The 17,760-nt window shown below is 67.1% G+C and carries 17 protein-coding genes; 9 read left to right on the forward strand and 8 right to left on the reverse strand.

What is annotated here, in order from left to right:
* Nucleotides 1–22: 22 nt before the first annotated feature.
* Nucleotides 23–1,636 carry an alkaline phosphatase family protein gene (locus GPX89_RS04675; RefSeq protein WP_328601501.1) on the forward strand — a complete coding sequence of 538 codons (1,614 nt, stop codon included), beginning with the start codon at nucleotides 23–25 and terminating at the stop codon, nucleotides 1,634–1,636.
* Between the two features lie 178 nt (nucleotides 1,637–1,814).
* Here GPX89_RS04675 and GPX89_RS04680 read toward each other — a convergent pair whose 3' ends face one another.
* From GPX89_RS04680 to GPX89_RS04690, 3 genes are read right to left on the reverse strand one after another with little or no spacing between them, the layout of a single operon-like run.
* Nucleotides 1,815–2,516 carry a response regulator gene (locus GPX89_RS04680; RefSeq protein WP_328601502.1) on the reverse strand — a complete coding sequence of 234 codons (702 nt, stop codon included), beginning with the start codon at nucleotides 2,514–2,516 and terminating at the stop codon, nucleotides 1,815–1,817.
* Nucleotides 2,513–5,032 (reverse strand): sensor histidine kinase KdpD, encoded by a 2,520-nt coding sequence (locus GPX89_RS04685; RefSeq protein WP_328601503.1) that lies wholly within the window; start codon nucleotides 5,030–5,032, stop codon nucleotides 2,513–2,515. Before GPX89_RS04685 ends, GPX89_RS04680 begins: the two co-directional genes overlap by 4 nt.
* A complete protein-coding gene (locus GPX89_RS04690; protein ID WP_157355303.1) occupies nucleotides 5,029–5,181 on the reverse strand; it encodes a hypothetical protein in 153 nt (50 codons plus the stop codon). The genes GPX89_RS04685 and GPX89_RS04690 overlap by 4 nt, the downstream gene beginning before the upstream one ends.
* A gap of 242 nt (nucleotides 5,182–5,423) precedes the next feature.
* Between GPX89_RS04690 and GPX89_RS04695 the strand changes: the two genes are divergently transcribed.
* Nucleotides 5,424–7,151 carry a serine/threonine-protein kinase gene (locus tag GPX89_RS04695; protein ID WP_198347258.1) on the forward strand — a complete coding sequence of 576 codons (1,728 nt, stop codon included), beginning with the start codon at nucleotides 5,424–5,426 and terminating at the stop codon, nucleotides 7,149–7,151.
* Nucleotides 7,152–7,171: 20 nt separating this feature from the next.
* Here GPX89_RS04695 and GPX89_RS04700 read toward each other — a convergent pair whose 3' ends face one another.
* The 3 genes from GPX89_RS04700 to GPX89_RS45315 form a co-directional block, all read right to left on the reverse strand.
* Nucleotides 7,172–7,462 carry a hypothetical protein gene (locus tag GPX89_RS04700; protein ID WP_157355304.1) on the reverse strand — a complete coding sequence of 97 codons (291 nt, stop codon included), beginning with the start codon at nucleotides 7,460–7,462 and terminating at the stop codon, nucleotides 7,172–7,174.
* Nucleotides 7,463–7,670: 208 nt separating this feature from the next.
* Nucleotides 7,671–8,477 carry an SDR family NAD(P)-dependent oxidoreductase gene (locus GPX89_RS04705; RefSeq protein WP_157355305.1) on the reverse strand — a complete coding sequence of 269 codons (807 nt, stop codon included), beginning with the start codon at nucleotides 8,475–8,477 and terminating at the stop codon, nucleotides 7,671–7,673.
* A gap of 155 nt (nucleotides 8,478–8,632) precedes the next feature.
* Nucleotides 8,633–8,767, reverse strand: a complete 135-nt coding sequence (locus tag GPX89_RS45315) for a hypothetical protein (RefSeq protein WP_268893247.1) — start codon at nucleotides 8,765–8,767, stop codon at nucleotides 8,633–8,635.
* Between the two features lie 181 nt (nucleotides 8,768–8,948).
* On the opposite strand from GPX89_RS45315, the gene GPX89_RS04710 reads away from it, so the two are divergent.
* The 5 genes from GPX89_RS04710 (at nucleotide 8,949) to GPX89_RS04730 (ending at nucleotide 14,323) form a co-directional block, all read left to right on the forward strand.
* On the forward strand, nucleotides 8,949–9,200 hold the full coding sequence (locus GPX89_RS04710; RefSeq protein WP_157355306.1) for a hypothetical protein: 252 nt from the start codon (nucleotides 8,949–8,951) through the stop codon (nucleotides 9,198–9,200).
* A 282-nt stretch (nucleotides 9,201–9,482) separates the two neighbouring features.
* Complete coding sequence (gene kdpF, locus GPX89_RS04715; protein WP_328601648.1) at nucleotides 9,483–9,569, forward strand: K(+)-transporting ATPase subunit F; 87 nt, start codon at nucleotides 9,483–9,485, stop codon at nucleotides 9,567–9,569.
* Nucleotides 9,570–11,246 carry a potassium-transporting ATPase subunit KdpA gene (gene kdpA / locus GPX89_RS04720; RefSeq protein ID WP_328601504.1) on the forward strand — a complete coding sequence of 559 codons (1,677 nt, stop codon included), beginning with the start codon at nucleotides 9,570–9,572 and terminating at the stop codon, nucleotides 11,244–11,246.
* Entirely contained in the window at nucleotides 11,243–13,390 is a 2,148-nt protein-coding gene (gene kdpB, locus GPX89_RS04725; RefSeq protein ID WP_157355307.1) for a potassium-transporting ATPase subunit KdpB, read from the forward strand. Before kdpA ends, kdpB begins: the two co-directional genes overlap by 4 nt.
* A 3-nt stretch (nucleotides 13,391–13,393) precedes the next feature.
* On the forward strand, nucleotides 13,394–14,323 hold the full coding sequence (locus GPX89_RS04730) for a potassium-transporting ATPase subunit C (protein WP_157355308.1): 930 nt from the start codon (nucleotides 13,394–13,396) through the stop codon (nucleotides 14,321–14,323).
* Nucleotides 14,324–14,495: 172 nt separating this feature from the next.
* Here GPX89_RS04730 and GPX89_RS04735 read toward each other — a convergent pair whose 3' ends face one another.
* A complete protein-coding gene (locus tag GPX89_RS04735) occupies nucleotides 14,496–16,028 on the reverse strand; it encodes a substrate-binding domain-containing protein (RefSeq protein ID WP_328601505.1) in 1,533 nt (510 codons plus the stop codon).
* Between the two features lie 145 nt (nucleotides 16,029–16,173).
* Here GPX89_RS04735 and GPX89_RS04740 point away from each other — a divergent pair, with 145 nt between their 5' ends.
* Nucleotides 16,174–16,521 (forward strand): helix-turn-helix domain-containing protein, encoded by a 348-nt coding sequence (locus tag GPX89_RS04740; protein ID WP_157355309.1) that lies wholly within the window; start codon nucleotides 16,174–16,176, stop codon nucleotides 16,519–16,521.
* On the opposite strand, the gene GPX89_RS04745 is transcribed toward GPX89_RS04740, so the two are convergent.
* Nucleotides 16,494–16,700: a hypothetical protein gene (locus GPX89_RS04745; protein WP_157355310.1), complete on the reverse strand. Its 207-nt coding sequence runs from the start codon at nucleotides 16,698–16,700 to the stop codon at nucleotides 16,494–16,496. The genes GPX89_RS04740 and GPX89_RS04745 overlap by 28 nt on opposite strands.
* 263 nt (nucleotides 16,701–16,963) lie before the next feature.
* Here GPX89_RS04745 and GPX89_RS04750 point away from each other — a divergent pair, with 263 nt between their 5' ends.
* Nucleotides 16,964–17,752: a CPBP family intramembrane glutamic endopeptidase gene (locus GPX89_RS04750; RefSeq protein WP_157355311.1), complete on the forward strand. Its 789-nt coding sequence runs from the start codon at nucleotides 16,964–16,966 to the stop codon at nucleotides 17,750–17,752.
* Nucleotides 17,753–17,760: the final 8 nt, after the last annotated feature.

The following is a 17,760-nucleotide window of genomic DNA, read 5'->3' on the forward strand; positions in this document are numbered from 1 at the left end:
TGAGGAAATGGAGTTGAGCTAGGTGCGCAAGGTGGGTTACCGGCTGGCAGCGGCCGGTGCGTGTGCGGTGATGGGTTTGGCCGTCGCCGGGTGTGGCGGTAGCGGGGATTCGGGCAAGCACGACCAGCATGTGCTGTTGCTGTCGATCGACGGTATGCACCAGTCGGATCTGGCCGATTATGTGGCGGCGCATCAGGATTCGGCGCTGGCCAAGCTGGTCGCGCGCGGCGCGCAGTACACCAACGCGCAGGTGCCGACCCCGGCCGACTCCTTCCCCGGCACGATCGCCATGATCACCGGCGGCAGCCCGAAGACCACCGGCGTCTACTACGACGACACCTGGGCCCGCGATCTGCTCCCGGCCGGCACCAAGGACTGCGCCACCGCCAAGAAGGGCGCGCAGGTCCCGCTGACCGAGGAGATCGACAAGAACACCGACGCACTCGACGGCGGCCAGGGCCTGTCCGGTCTGCCCGACGGCATCACGGCCATGACCGACGACCCGAGCGCCGTGCTGGATCCGGCCAAGCTGCCGGTGGATCCGGCCACCTGCAAGCCGATCCAGCCGTCGGACTACCTGAAGGTGAACTCCATCTTCTCGGTGGTGCACGCGGCCGGTCAGCGCACCGCGTGGTCGGACAAGCACCCGGCGTACCAGATGATGAACGCCAAGGGCGGCAAGGCGATCGACGACCTGTTCACCCCGGAGATCGACAGCAAGTCGCCCAAGGGCGACGCCTGGACCAAGGACCCCGACCAGACCAAGCGCTACGACACCTACAAGGCCGACGCTGTCGTCAACGAGATCGACGGCAAGGACCACTCGGGCGCGAAGCAGGTCGGCGTACCGGCGGTGTTCGGCATGAACTTCCAGGCGGTATCGGTCACCCAGAAGCTGGCCGCGTCGATGGGCTACTCCGCGGACGGGAAACCCGGTGCGCTGCTGGCGGGTTCGCTGGACTTCGTGGACCAGCAGATCGGTCGTTTCGTGGCCGCGCTGGACAAGGCGGGACTGAGTGAGAAGACCACGATCGTGGTGACCGCCAAGCACGGCCAGTCTCCGATCAAGCCGGACGCCCTGACCCGCGTCGACGACAAGCCGATCATCGACGGGATCGACAAGGAGTGGGCCGCCACCCATCCCGAGACCCCGAAGCTGATCGCGCACTCCCTCGACGACGCCGCCATCCTGTGGTGGCTCAACGACCGCTCGCCCGAGGCCGTCGCCTTCGCCAAGCGAAAGCTGCTGGAGGCCAACGGAACCGGCACCGACATCAACGGCAACCCGAAGCCGTTCACGGCCGCGGGCGTGGACGCCGACCAGGTGTACGCGGGTGCGGACGCCGTCAAGTTCTTCGGCGCGAACGCGGACGACGCGCGCGTCCCCGACCTCTTCGCGGGCACCAAGGGCACGGTCTACACCGCGGGCAAGTCCAAGATCGCCGAGCACGGCGGCTCCAGCCCCGAGGACCGCCACGTCCCCCTGCTGATCATCGGCTCCGGCATCACGAAGCACGATGTCCCCGACCAGGTTTCGATGACCCAGGTGGCCCCCACCATCCTGACTCGCCTCGGCCTGGACCCCGACAAACTCGACGCCGTGAAATCCGAACACACGGCGGCCCTGCCGAGCTGAGGGGTCCGACAGATCGGGGGGCTCTCGCATGTGAGAGCCCCCCAATCTATTGCCCAGCATGTGACACTGCCCCGTCATTCCGGCGTGCTTCTGGCCGGAATCCACTGCAGCCGTGTGGATCCCGGCTAAAATATACCGGGATGACGAGGAGGGGCATGCCGGGATGGCGAGGGGTGGGCTATGACTGGAAGCGGTAGCCCATGCCCGCCTCCGTGAGCAGATGCTTCGGCTGGGAGGGGTCGTCTTCGAGTTTGCGGCGGAGCTGGGCGAGATACACGCGCAGGTAATGGGTTTCGGTGGCGTAAGACGGACCCCACACCTCGCGCAGCAGTTCCCGGCGGCCGACCAGCTTGCCCTTGTTGCGGACCAGCATCTCCAGCACGCCCCATTCGGTCGGGGTCAGGTGCACGTCGTGCCCATGCCGGGTCACCTTCTTCGAGGCGAGATCGACGGTGAAGGAGGCGGTTTCGATGACCGGCTCGGCGGCGTCGGCGGTATTGGCGGAACGGCGGACCGCGGCGCGCAGCCGGGCCAGCAGCTCGTCCATGCCGAAGGGTTTGGTGACGTAGTCGTCCGCGCCCGCGTCGAGCGCCTCCACCTTGTCGGAGGAGTCGGTGCGGGCCGAGAGCACGATGACCGGTGCGGTGGACCAGCCGCGCAGGCCCGCCAGCACCTCGATGCCGTCCATGTCGGGCAGGCCGAGGTCGAGAATGATGACCTCGGGATGCTTCTCGGCGGCGGCCCGCAGTGCCGCGGCCCCGGTGGAGGCCGTGGTCACCTCGTAGCCGCGCACCGACAGATTGATGCGCAGGGCGCGCAGAATCTGTGGTTCGTCATCGACCACAAGCACTTTGATCGGCGCTGCCGCCGCGTTCGTCACCCGTTCTCCTCTGTCGTGCCCGCTGGGTCGTCGCCCGCGGGCAGCTCGATCACCATTGTCAATCCGCCGCCGGGGGTCGGCTCCGCGTGCACGGTGCCGTCCATGGCGTCCACGAAACCGCGTACCACCGACAGTCCCAGCCCCACACCGGTGGAGGTGTCGCGGTCGCCCATGCGCTGGAACGGTTCGAAGAGCTGATCCTCGAGGCCGGTCGGTACGCCCGGACCGGTATCGACCACCGTAACGGCCACCCGCTTCCCGACCTGCTCCGCCGCGACCCGCACCACCGAATCCCTGGGCGAGTAGCGGGCCGCGTTGTCGATCAGATTGGCCAGGACCCGTTCCAGCAGACCGGGATCGGCGCGCACCGAGAGCGCGTCCACCTCCACCTTGACCCGGTCCATGGTGGTGCGGCGCATGCCGCGGGTGCCCATGCCCATGAGCGCGTGATGCACCACCTCGTCCAGGTACACCTTGCGCACCTGCGGTTTGATCACCCCGACCGCCAGCCGCGAGGAGTCCAGCAGATTGCCGACCAGGGCGGTCAGCTGATCCACCGATTCCTCGATGGTTTCCAGCAATTCGGCGGTGTCCTCGGGGGAGAACTCGACATCGTCGCTGCGCAGGCTCGACACCGCCGCCTTGGCCGCGGCCAGCGGGGTGCGCAGGTCGTGACTGACCGCGGAGAGCAGGGCGCGGCGCAGTTTGTCGGCCTCCATGACGGCCTGCGCGGCGCTGGCCTCTTCCTGCAATTGCGTCTGATGCACCAGTCCGGCCGCCTGATTCGCGACCGCGCCGAGTACGAGGCGGTCCCCGGAGGTCACGGGACGTCCTCGCAACAGCAGCCAGTGCATGTCATCGCCCGCCTCCAATGCGGTCAGCGAATCGTCGACCTTGGACGGCGGGTCCTCGCCCGCCGAGGCGACCACCTCGTCGTCGGCGATCAGGCTGACCGCCTCCTGCCCCCAGGTCTCGCGGGCGCGCTCGAGCAGATCCTGCAGGTCCGCGCCGTGCAGCACCGAGCCCGCGAACAGGGCCAGCAGTTCGGCCTGCCGGGAAGCCTTGCGCGCCTCCCGGGTTCGCTTGGCCGCCACGTCGACCAGCGCCGCCACCGCGACGGCCACGAACAGCAGCACCACGATGGTGAGGAAGTTGTCCAGCTGGGCGATGGTCAGGCTGTAGCGCGGTTCGGTGAAGAACCAGTTCAGCAGGACGCCCGACAGGATCGCCGAGAGCGCCGCGGGGGCCACGCCGCCCAGCAGCGAGACGGCGATGACGCCGGTGAAGAACAGCGCGCTCTCACCACTGAGATCCAGCAGCCGATCGAGCCAGAAGTAGGTGACGGCGCAGATGGCCGAGGGCACCAGGAAGGCCGCCGACCACGACGTGACCTTGCGCTCGCCCCGGGTCAGCGAGGACCAGCGGAATCCGCCACCCTTGTTGGATTCCTCGTGGGTCACCATGTGCACGTCGATCTTGCCGGACGCCTGCACCACGGTGGCGCCGATGCCCTCGTCGAGCATGCGGGCCCAGCGTGAGCGCCGGGAGGTGCCCAGCACCAGCTGGGTGGCGTTGACCTGGCGCGCGAAATCCAGCAGCGCCGAGGGCACGTCCTCGCCGGTGACGGTGTGCAGGCTGGCGTCGAGGCTGGTGGCCAGGTCGCGCAGGCGGCCCAGGCGCTGCGAGGAGACGCCGGCCAGGCCGTCACCGCGCACGATGTGCAGCACGATCAGCTCGGCGCTGGACTTGGCGGCGATGCGGCTGGCGCGTCGCACGATGGTCTCGGATTCGGGGCCGCCGGTCACCGCGACCACGACGCGCTCGCGCGCCTCCCAGGTCTTGGTGATCTTGTGGTCCTCGCGGTATTTGGCGAGGGCGGCGTCCACCTGGTCGGCCAGCCACAGCAGCGCCAGCTCGCGCAGCGCGGTCAGGTTGCCGGGGCGGAAGTAGTTGCGCAGGGCCGCGTCCACCTTCTCGGCGGCGTAGACATTGCCGTGGGACATTCTGCGCCGCAGCGCTTCCGGCGTGATGTCGACCAGCTCCACCTGGTCGGCGGCGCGAACCACCCAGTCCGGCACCGTTTCCCGCTGCACCACGCCGGTGATCTGCTCGACCACGTCGTTGAGGCTCTCCAGGTGCTGCACATTGACCGTGGACACCACGTCGATGCCCGCGTCCAGCAGCTCCTGCACGTCCTGCCAGCGCTTCTCGTGCTTGCTGCCCGGGACGTTGGTGTGCGCGAGCTCGTCGACCAGCACCACCGCCGGTCGCCGCCGCAGCACCGCCTCGACGTCCAGTTCGGGCAGCGTGGTCCCGCGGTACTCGATCATCCGGGGCGGAATCCGCTCGATTCCCCCGAGCATCTCGGCGGTCTTGGAACGCCCGTGGGTCTCCACCACGGCCGCCACCACGTCCCGCCCGCGCTCCAACCGCCGATGCGCTTCCGACAGCATCGAGAAGGTCTTGCCCACGCCGGGGGCAGCGCCGAGATAGATCCGTAGTTGGCCGCGTTTCACTCGTCCATCATCGCGCGGGGTGCGCGGATGCCCTGCTGCGCCGTGCGGACGGGTGCGCGTGTGCCTTCGGCGGCGGCCAGTACGCGCAGTACCAGCGCGCAACCGATGAACCCGAAGATCACCATCAGGGTGACGGCGATGTGCGGCACGGGCGTCTCCTTACATACATGCCTGGTGTGTGTGCCCGGCCGCGCGTTCGTGGGCGCGGCCGGACTCTCCACTTCATACCGTCTGCGCTGGTCAACTAGCTGCCCCTAACGCTTTCTTTACGCCCGCGCGTCGCGATGTTGACGACATCCGAGCGGGCGGCGCGGGCGGTGTGCAAGGCCCGTCACAGACCATCCGGTACGAGATCTCGCGCGGTGAGGATGGCGACCCTAAGCTGTCGCACGTGAATTCCGGGCGGACTCTGGTCGACGGGCGTTTCGAGTTGATCGAACCACTCGGTAGCGGCGGCATGGGGACGGTGTGGCGGGCGTACGACGTCGCGCTGCATCGTGAGGTGGCGTTGAAGGAGGTGCGGGCCGAAGGGGAGGCGACCTCGGCCGAGGTGCAGCGGGAGCGGGTGCTGCGGGAAGCGCGGGCGCTGGCGCGGATCGCGCATCCGAATGTGGTGGCCATCCACCACATCGTGGACACGCCCGCGGAGCAGCATCCGTGGATCGTCATGGAGTTGGTCGCGGGTGGGTCGCTCGCGGATCGGCTGGACCAGGGGCCGATGGCGCCCGCGCAGGCGGCGGCGGTCGGGCGGGGCATCCTGGCGGGGCTGCGGGCCGCGCACGCGGTGGGGGTCCTGCATCGTGATGTGAAACCGCCGAATGTGCTGCTGCGCGCGGACGGTTCGCCGGTTCTCACCGACTTCGGGATCGCCGCCGTCAACGATCTGACCGGGCTCACGTCCACCGGCAGCGTGGTCGGATCGCTGCCCTACGTCGCGCCCGAACGCTTGCAGGGTCACGAGGGCAACCCGGCCTCTGACCTGTGGTCGCTGGGCTTGGTGCTGTTCGCCGCCGTCGAGGGCTATCAGCCCATGCGCCGCGACACCGATGTGGCGACCCTGGCCGCGGTCCTCATGGGCGCCGTCCCGCCGCCTCGTCAGGCCGGACCGCTGACGCCGGTACTGCAGGCCCTGCTGGTCCCCAACCCGGGCCATCGGCCATCGGCCGACCAGGTCGACCACATGCTCGCCCAGGTGGCCTCGACGGGTGGTTCGCCGGTGGAACCGCCTGCGCTCCAATACCCTTCGGCCTCGCAGCAGACGGTGACGTCTCCTCGGCCCCGCGACCACACCCCGCCTCCGCAACCCCGTGCCTTCTCAGCGGTTCGCACGCCGCAGCCTTACACTGCGCCGCAGTCCCAGCCTTTCGCAGTGTCGCAGTCTCAGCCTTTCGCGGTGCCGCAGGCTCAGTCCTTCACGGCAGCACAGCCCTTCCCGCAGACTCCTCCGGACCCGGTTCCGGTTGCGTCGCAGCGCAATCCGGTGCCGTGGATCCTCACGGGCGTAGCGGTCGTGTTGGTCGTCGCCGTTGCCGTGGTCGTGGCACTATGGCCCAAATCCTCGGGCGGCCAAGGTATGTCGGGTCGGCCGAGTGTCCAGGCGCAACCGGGCGGCGTCACGCTGTCGGGTGGGGCGATTTCGCCGACCGTCATCGCTCCCACCACCGCTGCTGGTGACTCCACGGTCGACCTGCTGACCCCCGACGGCGTGCGCAAGGCTGTCACGGCCCTCGAAAAGGCTTCCGGTGGAAAGCAGTTCGCGGAGACCACCATCTATCCCGAATACGTCATCGCGAAGGCGCCGCTGCCGGACCGGCCGAAGCACTACGACGAGTTCACCTACCGCGACGGCGCGGTCAAGCGCCAGACGGGTGGCCAGCTCACCGACGCCACCCTCGAACTGAGCTCCATCAACTGGGACATCCTGCCCGCCCTGCTGGCGGCGGCGAACCAGAACCTCGAGGTGTCCGACCCGACGTCGCGCTACATAATCGTCGACACCGCCGGCACGTTCACCGACGGCGTCCCCTGCCTGCGCGTCTACATCTCCAACGCGTACAACGACGGCGGATACGTCTCCGCGAGCCTCGACGGCACCATCAACCGGACCTACAAGAAATAGGCCCGTGACGGTGTGGGTGCTCAGACGCTCGCGCCACTCCGATTCAATCGCGAAACCAGCAGTACTCCGCCGCCGATCAGGAACAGTGCGCCGAGTCCGATGCCGCCCCAGCCGGTGGTGGTGTTGTCCGACTTCTGCGCGTTGTAGTCGCGCACCGCGGTGGTCGCGCCATGCTTGGTCTCCCGGCATTGATCGCCCTCGGTCATGATCTGACCGCCACACGTGACGTCGGTCTTGTTGAGCTGATTCATGCCCACGAAGATCAAGAAGATCCCGAGTACGACAGCGAAAATAGGCCGAATGATACGCATCGGCTAAGCCCCCCATAAACTTTCATGTCTTTCGAAGTCGAGCGGGTAGAACCTAGCACAGTGGTTTTCGGGGGATCCAAACGTTTCGACGACGAAGCCGCCGCGCCCTTTCGGATCGCGGCGGCTCCTGTCCCGGCACGCCCTGACATGCCGGTGACGGCTGTGCCGGAGGTTCGTCAGCGCTGGCTGGGCCGGTGGCCGTGATTGGCTAGAGCCGGTTGCTCCAGGTGGCCAGCCGGGTGCGGGCGCGCGAATTGCGCACCAGCGCTGCGGCATTCGTGGGTTCGCCGCCTTCGTAATAGCCGCCGTTGCGCACCGGGGTGCCCGGTGCGGCCAGGTGAACCAGCAGGGCCGCGGCGCTGTCGAGCGGCGCGGTGCGGTGGCTGCGCATCTGCGGCATGTCGATCTCGAAGTCGGCCGGGTGGACGCTGACCGTGGTCAGGCCGTCCGGTCCGGTCTCTGCCAGGGAGCGGCTGAACATGGTCAGCGCCAGCTTGGACTGCGCGTAAATGGCCAGCGGCGTGTAGATTCCGCGCCTGCGATCCAGATCCGAGTAGTCGATATTGCCCGCCGCGTGCAGTTTCGAGGTGACAGCGACGACCCGGCCCCGGGCGGCCTCGAGCGCCGGAAGCAGGGCCATGGTGAGGCGCTGCGGGGCGAGATAGTTGACCTGGAAGGTCAATTCGTGCCCGTCCTCGGTGTGGGTGCGCGCGAACGGGGCCGCGATCGACGCCGCATTGATCAGCGCGTCCAGTCGGCCGAGCTCCGCGGCGAGGGTGTGGCCGAGTTCGTCCACTTCGCTCAGCCGAGTGAAATCTGCCTGCACCATGCGCACCTGGCCGGACTTGGCCTCGGCCTGCAGGCGCTGCAGCGTCTCGTCGGCGTGGTTCTTGTCCAGGATGTGCGCGATGACGGTGTCGCCATCGGCGATCACCCGCTGCGCGGTCGCGAAACCGAGGCGCGTATCGGCCCCGGTCACGAGAACGGTGCGGGTGCTGGACAGGGTTGCGGACATAGGTCTCCGATCGTGAGGGTGCGATTGCGCGCCGAAGTGCGCAGCGGCACAGAAAATTTCGCGATTGCGCTCGCGAGAGTGTGGGAACGTCGCACAGTCGATGGCGACGCCGCACAGCCCGAATGCGCTGCGCGGCAAGAAATGTGACGGACCGGCTACACCGGACTCGGCGGCTCGTCCTCACTCTGGAAGCCGAACAGCTCCAGTGCGGACGGCATGCGCTCGACCCGGTGCCGGGCAACGCCGACGGCCACGCGCAGGGCGCGACGAGGGCCGACGGTTGCAGTCACCCTGCGATGACACCGCATTCGGAGACCGCCCGGCAAGATTTCGGGATCCGGATTGATGAATCCTTGACAGCCGCCACGGCTCAGCGCATGGCTCGGATCAGCGCTCGGTTGTCGGCCTGTGGCGCGACTCACTACCGCTGCTGAGGCATAGCCGAGGTCTGATTCGGGTAATCCGCACCTTGTGTCTGCTTGGAGCGTATACAGCCAGGTCACCGGCAAACGCTGGCTCACCTGCGACGGCACGGACTGGTTGGCCGATTCACTGACCACGGCACTATTGGGGCGATCGACCGCCGCCTTCCGAACACCCCCGCGCGGCGCGGAGCTCGACGACACTCAGCCCTACGAATCCCGGCTGCTGATCGCCGCGATGGACGTGATTCCCGCTCCGATCGCAGTAGGACACACCCCGCCTGGACGCGGCCCGAAATAGCAGGTCCTGACGGTTTCTTGATGGATCGGCGGGGTATGTCGACGACAATTGTGCGCCACGCCACGCGACGCTGTAAGTGGAGCGTCAATGCGGCGGTCTGGGACGCTAAGAAGGCGTAAAGGCCCTCGAATATGGGCTTGTCGGGCGCTTGACTCACTCCGGCGCGTCTCGGGACGTGTCACGTAGAGAGAGGTTTCGAGAGATGTCCGTCGTGGTGTTCACTGTGCTGACGGTGGCGATCTTCGCCCTGTTCGGCTTGATCCAACGCGGGGTGGAACGGCTGTGACTCAGAACATTGTCGGTCTGGTCCTGGCCGTCGGCATCGCCATCTATCTGGTGGCGGCGCTGCTGTATCCGGAGAGGTTCTGAGTGAGCACCACAACCGCGGGGATCCTGTTCGCGGCATCCCTGGTCATCGCGCTGGTCGCGGTGCATGTGCCCTTGGGCGACTACATGTACCGGGTCTACAGCAGCGAGAAGCACAACAAGGCCGAAAAGGGTCTCTACAAGCTGATCGGCGTGCAGCCGGGCGTGGAGATGACCTGGGCTGTCTACGCCCGCAGTGTGCTGGCCTTCTCGGCCATGAGCGTGCTGTTCCTGTTCTTCCTGCAGCTGATCCAGGGCAAACTGCCGCTGCACCTGCATGATCCGGGCACCAAGATGACCGCGGATCTGGCGTGGAACACCGCCATCAGCTTCGTCACCAATACGAACTGGCAGAACTACGCCGGTGAGTCGACCATGGGCCACGTGGTCCAGGCGGTCGGCCTGACCGTGCAGAACTTCGTCTCCGCCGCCGTCGGCATGGCCGTGGCGATCGCGCTGGTGCGCGGTTTCGCGCGCCGCCACACCGGCGAACTCGGCAACTTCTGGGTGGATCTGGTGAGGGGAACCACCCGAATCCTGTTGCCGTTCGCCATCATCTTCGCCGTCGTGCTCGTCGCGGGCGGCGTGATCCAGAACCTGCACGTCTACGACCAGGTCGCGCAGACGGTCGGCAACACCGATTCACAGACCCTGCCGGGTGGATTGGTGGCCAGCCAGGAAGTCATCAAGGAGCTCGGCACCAACGGTGGCGGCTTCTTCAACGTGAACTCTTCGCACCCGTTCGAGAACCCGACCGCGTGGACCAACTGGCTGGAGATCTTCCTGCTGCTGGTGATCAGCTTCTCGCTGCCGCGCACCTTCGGCCGCATGGTCGGCTCGAAGAAGCAGGGCGTCGCCATCGCGGCCGTCATGGCCGTCCTGGCGCTCATCTCGGTCACCCTGATGAACCTCTTCCAGCTGCAGCACCACGGCACCGTGCCCAGCGCCATCGGCGCGTCCATGGAGGGCGTGGAATCCCGCTTCGGCGTATCGAATTCGGCGACCTTCGCCACCGCGACCACGCTCACCTCGACCGGTGCGGTGGACTCGGCGCACGACTCGTACACCAGCCTCGGCGGCATGATGACCATGTTCAACATGCAGCTCGGTGAGGTCGCGCCCGGCGGTACCGGTTCGGGTCTGTACGGCATGTTGATCCTGGCGGTCATCACCGTGTTCATCGCCGGTCTGATGGTCGGGCGTACCCCGGAATACCTGGGCAAGAAGATCACTCCCAAGGAGATCAAGCTCGCCGCCGCGTACTTCCTGGTGTCGCCGCTGATCGTGCTCGTCGGCACCGCGTGCGCGATGGCGCTGCCGGGAGAGCGCGCGGGGATGGCCAACTCGGGCCCGCACGGACTCTCGGAAGTGTTGTACGCCTTCACTTCCGCGGCGAACAACAATGGCTCGGCCTTCGCCGGCCTGTCCGGCAATACGGTGTGGTGGAACACCGCACTCGGCCTGGCCATGGTCTTCGGCCGCTTCATCCCCATCATCTTCGTGCTGGCCCTGGCCGGTTCGCTCGCGGCGCAGGGGCATACCCCCGCGTCCGAAGGAACGCTGCCGACGCACCGTCCGCAGTTCGTGGGCCTGGTCGTGGGCGTGACCGTCATCCTGGTCGCCCTGACCTTCCTGCCCATGCTGGCGCTCGGCCCGCTCGCTGAAGGAATCCACTCATGACCACTCCCACACTCGATTCCGCGCCCGCGGACGCGCCGGCCAAGGCCAAGCGCAACGGGCCCTCGGCCGGGTTGTTCGATCCCAAGCAGATGCTGAAGTCGCTGCCGGACGCGCTCAAGAAGCTGGATCCGCGCATCATGTGGCGCAACCCGGTCATGCTGATCGTCGAGATCGGCGCGGTGTACTCCACCGTGCTGGCGCTGGCGAAGCCGAGCTTCTTCGCCTGGGCGATCGTCGTATGGCTGTGGCTGACCGTTATTTTCGCCAACCTGGCGGAGGCGGTGGCCGAGGGCCGTGGCAAGGCGCAGGCCGATACCCTGCGAAAAGCCAAGACCGACACCGTCGCTCGCCGTCTGAAGGACTGGTCTCCGGGCGCGCGTGTGGTCGAGGAGAAGGTGCCGGCCCCGGAACTGCAGCGCGGCGACTTCGTGGTCGTCGAGGCCGGACAGGTCATCCCCGGTGACGGTGATGTCGTGGAAGGCATTGCCTCCGTGGACGAATCGGCCATCACCGGCGAATCCGCGCCGGTCATCCGCGAATCCGGCGGTGACCGCTCGGCCGTGACCGGCGGCACCACGGTGCTCTCGGACCGCATCGTCGTGCGGATCACCCAGGAGCCGGGCGGCTCGTTCATCGACAAGATGATCGCGCTCGTCGAGGGCGCGTCGCGGCAGAAGACGCCGAACGAGATCGCGCTCAACATCCTGCTGGCCGCGCTCACCATCATCTTCGTGTTCGCGGTGGCGACCCTGCAGCCGGCGGCCATCTTCTCCAAGGCCAACAACCCTGGCGTGCTGGACAATCTGGCCCTGGACGGCAATGGCGTCACCGGCATCGTGCTGGTCTCGCTGCTGGTCTGCCTGATCCCGACCACCATCGGCGCGCTGCTGTCGGCGATCGGCATCGCGGGCATGGACCGGCTGGTGCAGCGCAATGTGCTGGCCATGTCCGGTCGGGCCGTCGAGGCCGCGGGCGACGTCAACACCCTGCTGCTGGACAAGACCGGCACCATCACCCTGGGCAACCGCCAGGCCGCGGACTTCGTTCCGATGCCGGGTGTCACCTCCGACGAATTGGCCGACGCCGCACAGCTTTCCAGCCTCGCGGACGAGACCCCCGAGGGCCGCTCCATCGTGGTGTACGCCAAGACCGCGTACAACAAGCGCGAGCGCACCCCCGGCGAGCTCACCGGCGCGACCTGGGTGGAATTCACCGCCCAGACCCGGATGTCGGGTGTGGACCTGCACGACGGCCATCAGTTGCGCAAGGGCGCGGCCTCGGCCGTCACCGACTGGGTCCGCAACAACGGCGGCGAGATCCCCACTGAGCTCGGCGTGACCGTCGACGGCATCTCCGCCTCCGGCGGCACCCCGCTGGTGGTCGCGGAGATCAAGAAGGGCACCGCCAAGCTGCTCGGCGTCATCCACCTCAAGGACGTCGTCAAGCAGGGCATGCGGGAGCGCTTCGACGAGATGCGCAAGATGGGCATCCGCACCGTCATGATCACCGGCGACAACCCGTTGACCGCCAAGGCCATTGCCGACGAGGCGGGCGTCGACGACTTCCTCGCGGAGGCGACTCCCGAGGACAAGCTCGCGCTCATCAAGAAGGAACAGGCCGGCGGCCGCATGGTCGCCATGACCGGTGACGGCACCAATGACGCGCCCGCGCTCGCGCAGGCCGACGTGGGTGTCGCCATGAATACCGGTACGTCCGCTGCGAAAGAAGCGGGCAACATGGTCGACCTGGATTCGGACCCGACCAAGCTGATCGAGATCGTCGAGATCGGCAAGCAGTTGCTGATCACGCGTGGCGCGCTCACCACGTTCTCGATCGCCAACGACATCGCCAAGTACTTCGCGATCATTCCCGCGCTGTTCGTGTCGATGTTCCCGGGCCTGGATCTGCTGAACGTGATGCGGCTGCACTCGCCGCAGTCGGCGATCCTGTCGGCGGTCATTTTCAACGCCATCATCATCGTGGCGCTGATCCCGCTGTCGCTGCGCGGCGTGAACTACCGGCCGTCCAGCGCGTCGAAACTGTTGAGCCGCAATCTCTATATCTACGGTCTCGGTGGCATCATCGCGCCGTTCATCGGGATCAAGCTCATCGACCTTGTCGTCCAATTCTTCCCGGGGATGTAGTCAATGCGTATGTCAGCCTGGATTCGCCAGCACATCGCGGCGCTGCGAGCGCTGCTGGTGCTCACGGTGATCACCGGAATCATCTATCCCGCAGTTGTTCTCGGTATCTCGCAGATACCCGGATTGAAGGACAAGGCGGACGGGTCGCTGCTGAAGCGGGACGGCAAGATCGTCGGGTCGAGCCTGATCGGTCAGGCCTACACCGACGGCAAGGGCACGCCGCTGAACCAGTACTTCCAGACGCGTCCGTCCAACTCGGCCCCGTCCGACGGCAGCATCCCCGACGGGTACGACCCGACCAACACCAGCTTCGGCAATCAGGGCCCGGAGTCGGTGGTGGACAGCCTCGACGCCACCGATCCGAAGAAGGACAAGCTGAGCCTGCTCAGCACGGTCTGCCAGCGCAGCCAGTCGGTCGGTCAGCTGGAGGGCGTCGACGGCAGCCGGCCGTACTGCACCTCGGGCGGGGTCGGCTCGGTGCTGGCCGTGATGGGCAAGCGTGACGCGCATGGCAAGGTCGAGCACCCGACGCAGGTCATCAGCGTCAACGAGGCGTGCTCCACCGACCCGAAGAACCCGACCACGCCGTTCCAGGACGCGTACGAGGGCGTCAAGGTCGAATGCGCCAAGCGCGGCGAGGACTACTCGGCGGGCCAGATCGTGCCGATCCGCGGCGACGCCTCCGCCGACACCCCCGTGCCGACCGATGCGGTGACCGCCTCGGCGTCGGGCCTGGACCCGCAGATCTCCCCGGAGTACGCGGCCATCCAGGTGGCGCGAGTCGCCAAGGCCCGCAACATCTCCGCCGACCAGGTCAAGGCTCTCGTGGACGCCCACAAGAGCGGCCGGGCCCTGGGCTTCATGGGTGAGCCCACGGTCAACGTCGTCGAGCTGAACTACGACCTGGACAGCAAGTACCCGTTCAAGGGCTAGAGCTCCCCCGCCTCCCCGCGACTTTCGCCGGTTGTGGGGAGGCGTTGACCTTTCGCGCCGGGCCGGCGGTCGACGCCGTGGCCGGGTTTCGGGCGTGCCCGGTGAGTTACCCCGGTCGCAGTGAGATCAGTTGTCGCCTCGCTCAACGAGGGCAACCGGGGTCTTTGTCCCTTCACGGCGTGCAGGACGTCGGGTTGGGCAGTTCGCCGCACGGGGTGTTGCCGTGGGCGCGCAGCACGTCCTTGCCGGTGCCGCCGGTGAGGAAGCGCAGGAAGGCCGCGGCCAGGGAATCGGCCGGGAGTTCCCCGTTGCTGTAAGCGTATTCGACGCTCCAGAACGGGTAGGTGTGGCCGAGCACCTGGTCGCGGTCGGGCGTGTGGCCCTCGATGGTCACCGTCTCGACGCCGGAAGCCCTGGCGGCGTCGGAGTATTCGCTGTAGCCGATCGAACCCGGCAGGTCGGCAATGGTTTTCAGCATGTCGTTGGTGACCGGGACCTCGCAGAAGGAGACGCCGGGCGGGTTGGTCGCGGCGATGCCGCGGCAGCTGGTGACGGCCGGCGAAGGGGGCTGGCCGTCACCGAGCACGTGCGCGCGGAAGGCTTCGCGGGTCCCGGAACCCAAGGCGCGATTCACCACGCGCACCGGCAGATCCGGGCCGCCGAGCAGCTGCCAGTTGTCGACGCGGCCCGCGTAGACGTCGCGGATCTGCTGGACGGTCAGATCGTGCACGCCGACAGCGGGATTGACGATCATCGTGAACGTGGACATGGCCAGGGTGCGGGGGACCAGGCTCGGATACCCGACACCCTTGGGCCCGTCGCTGATCGCCAGCAGGCCCGGATTGTTCTTGCCTTCCTCGTCCTCTCGGCTCAAACCCCGGTCGCTGCTGTCGAATTCGAAGGTGAACCGCGCCTTCGCGCAGTGCTTGCCGTACTCGGCCGCGGCGTCGCGGACGGCCGGCTCGAAGGCGGTCGACCCGACCAGCGTGAGCGTGCCGGACACGCAGTCCGCGGCCTCGCCGGAGGCCGGGTTGTCGTCGAGGTTGAACACGAACTGCGCGGCGATGACCGCCACCAGAAAGCCGATGAGCGCCAACAGCTTCGGCGAGACTCCCACCCGGCTGCGGGTCTCCGAGACCCGCCCGCCCTTGAGCTTGGCCCGCACCACCGGTTCCGGATACTCACCCGCCCCGGCGGTCCGCTGCAGGATCGCCAGGATCTTGTAGTGGTCCCCGCGGTCCATCGGCACCTTGGGCAGATCGATGATCCCGACCCGATGCTGGGTGTCCTCGCGGCTCCCGATCCCCGTCCCCGGTTTGAGACTGTCGCCGAGGGCGTCATCGGACAGTTCGGTCACCGCCATCCCGATCACCCGCCGATGCGGAAAATGGATGTGCAGACCCACCGGATCGCTCTCGGGTGACGCGTAATCCGCGCTGTCCACATCGGTGATGCCGCTGTTCTCGATCCGCACCAGCACCACCGACAGGTCCTGCAGATCCGGTGCGGTCGCCCCGCCGTCGGGCCGCAACTGCGGCAGCACCCCCGGAAACACCGACTCGATCTCCCCGGTGACAGGCGTATCCATCTGCACCCGATACCCGAGCCGCTTCCGCCCCACCAGCACGAATTCCCACACGAAGGCCACGATCGGCACCGCGATACCGATGATGGCCAGCACGATGTCGAGGGGAAAGCCGTTCACCGAAACCCCGAATTCTGTTGTCCGACCGCGTCGTCGGTAGAGCGTAGTGACAGCCGTATGAATTCGGTAAAGATGGCGCGTCGCGGCGTCCAGGGGCCGTCAAGATCGCCCGTCCAGCCCACCCGGTGGGCCTAGCGTCGGATCAATGGAGAACCCGGCGGATGAACTATCCGCTCTGCGTGAACTGGTGAACCACCGCGGCGTCGTGGAAATGCTGGACCTGCTCTCGAGCGGGACCCACACCGTGCGGGACCTGCGCATCGAGCTGGGAATGCGCCGCCCCGGCGTCTGGCGGGTCCTGCGACTGCTGGCGGCCTACGGCGTGGTCACCGCCGACACGACCGGCAGCTGGGACGGCCCCCTGGACATCGCCGAACCCGTCCGGTTGACCGAGACCGGCTGGCGCACAGTCGAACTACTCGCCAGCTTCGCGGTCTGGGAAGCCCTCTACCAGCCGGACTCGCCTCAGGCCGCGGGGCGCCCGGCCGAATGAGGCTGCCGCCCCTGCTGCTCGATCAGCTCGATCAGCTCGTCCACGGCGGCCAGCGACGACCATTCGTTGCGTGCGACGAGCCCGGGGTACCGATCGGATCGGGCGATGAATTCGGCATCCTGGGGTGACCAGTGCACCTGGAAAGACGACAGGCAGACACCGCTGTCGATGATGCCCATGATTGCTTCCTCTTCTCCCGGTCATCGGCTCGGGACCTCGATTCAACCCTGGCAGGACGGGCCTCCCCGGGACTTTTACGGATCCATTACCGCGGCGCGCATCGGATTTCCGATTCCTTTGCGGCCAACTCGTTGTCGCGATCACCGGCCGGACTCGTGGAAGGCGGCATCGGATAGGTGTCAGGTTCATGTCAGGTCGATGGCAGGCCGGTCGAGGACGGTAGTAGCCGTCAGTGACCGAACAGCCATTTGGAGCTCATGTCATGCCTGCCGTCGAAGACGCCACGTCGAACCGAGTCGTCCGGTCGCTGTTGAGCGACAGACACCCGCTGCCGCTGTCGATTCTGCTGCATCTGGTGCCCGGCGCTCTCGTCGTCGCGGCGTATCTGCTCATCGGTGAACCGTTCGTGAAGGCCATTCACTATCCGGTCCTGCTCGGCTGGGCGATCGCGCTGTGCCTGGTGCTGATTCCGATCCTGCTCGGATTGCTGTGGCTGGGCCGCACGCGCAACGGCCACCCCGGCCTGCGCGGCGTGCTGCACTACACCGACATGCCGCTCCCGCGAGGGAAACTCGTCGCGCTGGTCCTGCCGCTGATCGCGTGGATGACGGTGCTCAGTGTCGTGACCGGACCCTTGAACCGCTTCTTCCTGCACCACTTCTTCATGTGGGTCCCGTTCACCGAAGGCGCGGGCAGCTTCACCGGATTCATGAGCGGATACTCACACGCGACCATGGTCACCACCATGCTGGTCTGCCTGCCGCTGACCGGAATCTTGTTGCCGCTCATCGAGGAGCTGTACTTCCGCGGCTTCCTGCTGCCCCGCATCGCCTACCTGGGCAACTGGGCGCCGGTGGCCACCACGGTCCTGTTCTCCCTCTACCACTTCTGGACGCCGTGGGTCTTCGTCTCCCGCGTGATCTTCATGTTCCCGGGTTTCTGGCTCGCCTGGCGCACCAAGGACATTCGGGTGTCGATCGGCATGCACGTCGGCGTGACCTCGACCATGGCGATCTTCGGCGCCATCGCCGTCGCCCTGAATCTCTTCTGAGTTCGGCC

This window comes from Nocardia terrae (genome assembly GCF_009760405.1).
Classification (GTDB): Bacteria; Actinomycetota; Actinomycetes; order Mycobacteriales; family Mycobacteriaceae; genus Nocardia; species Nocardia terrae.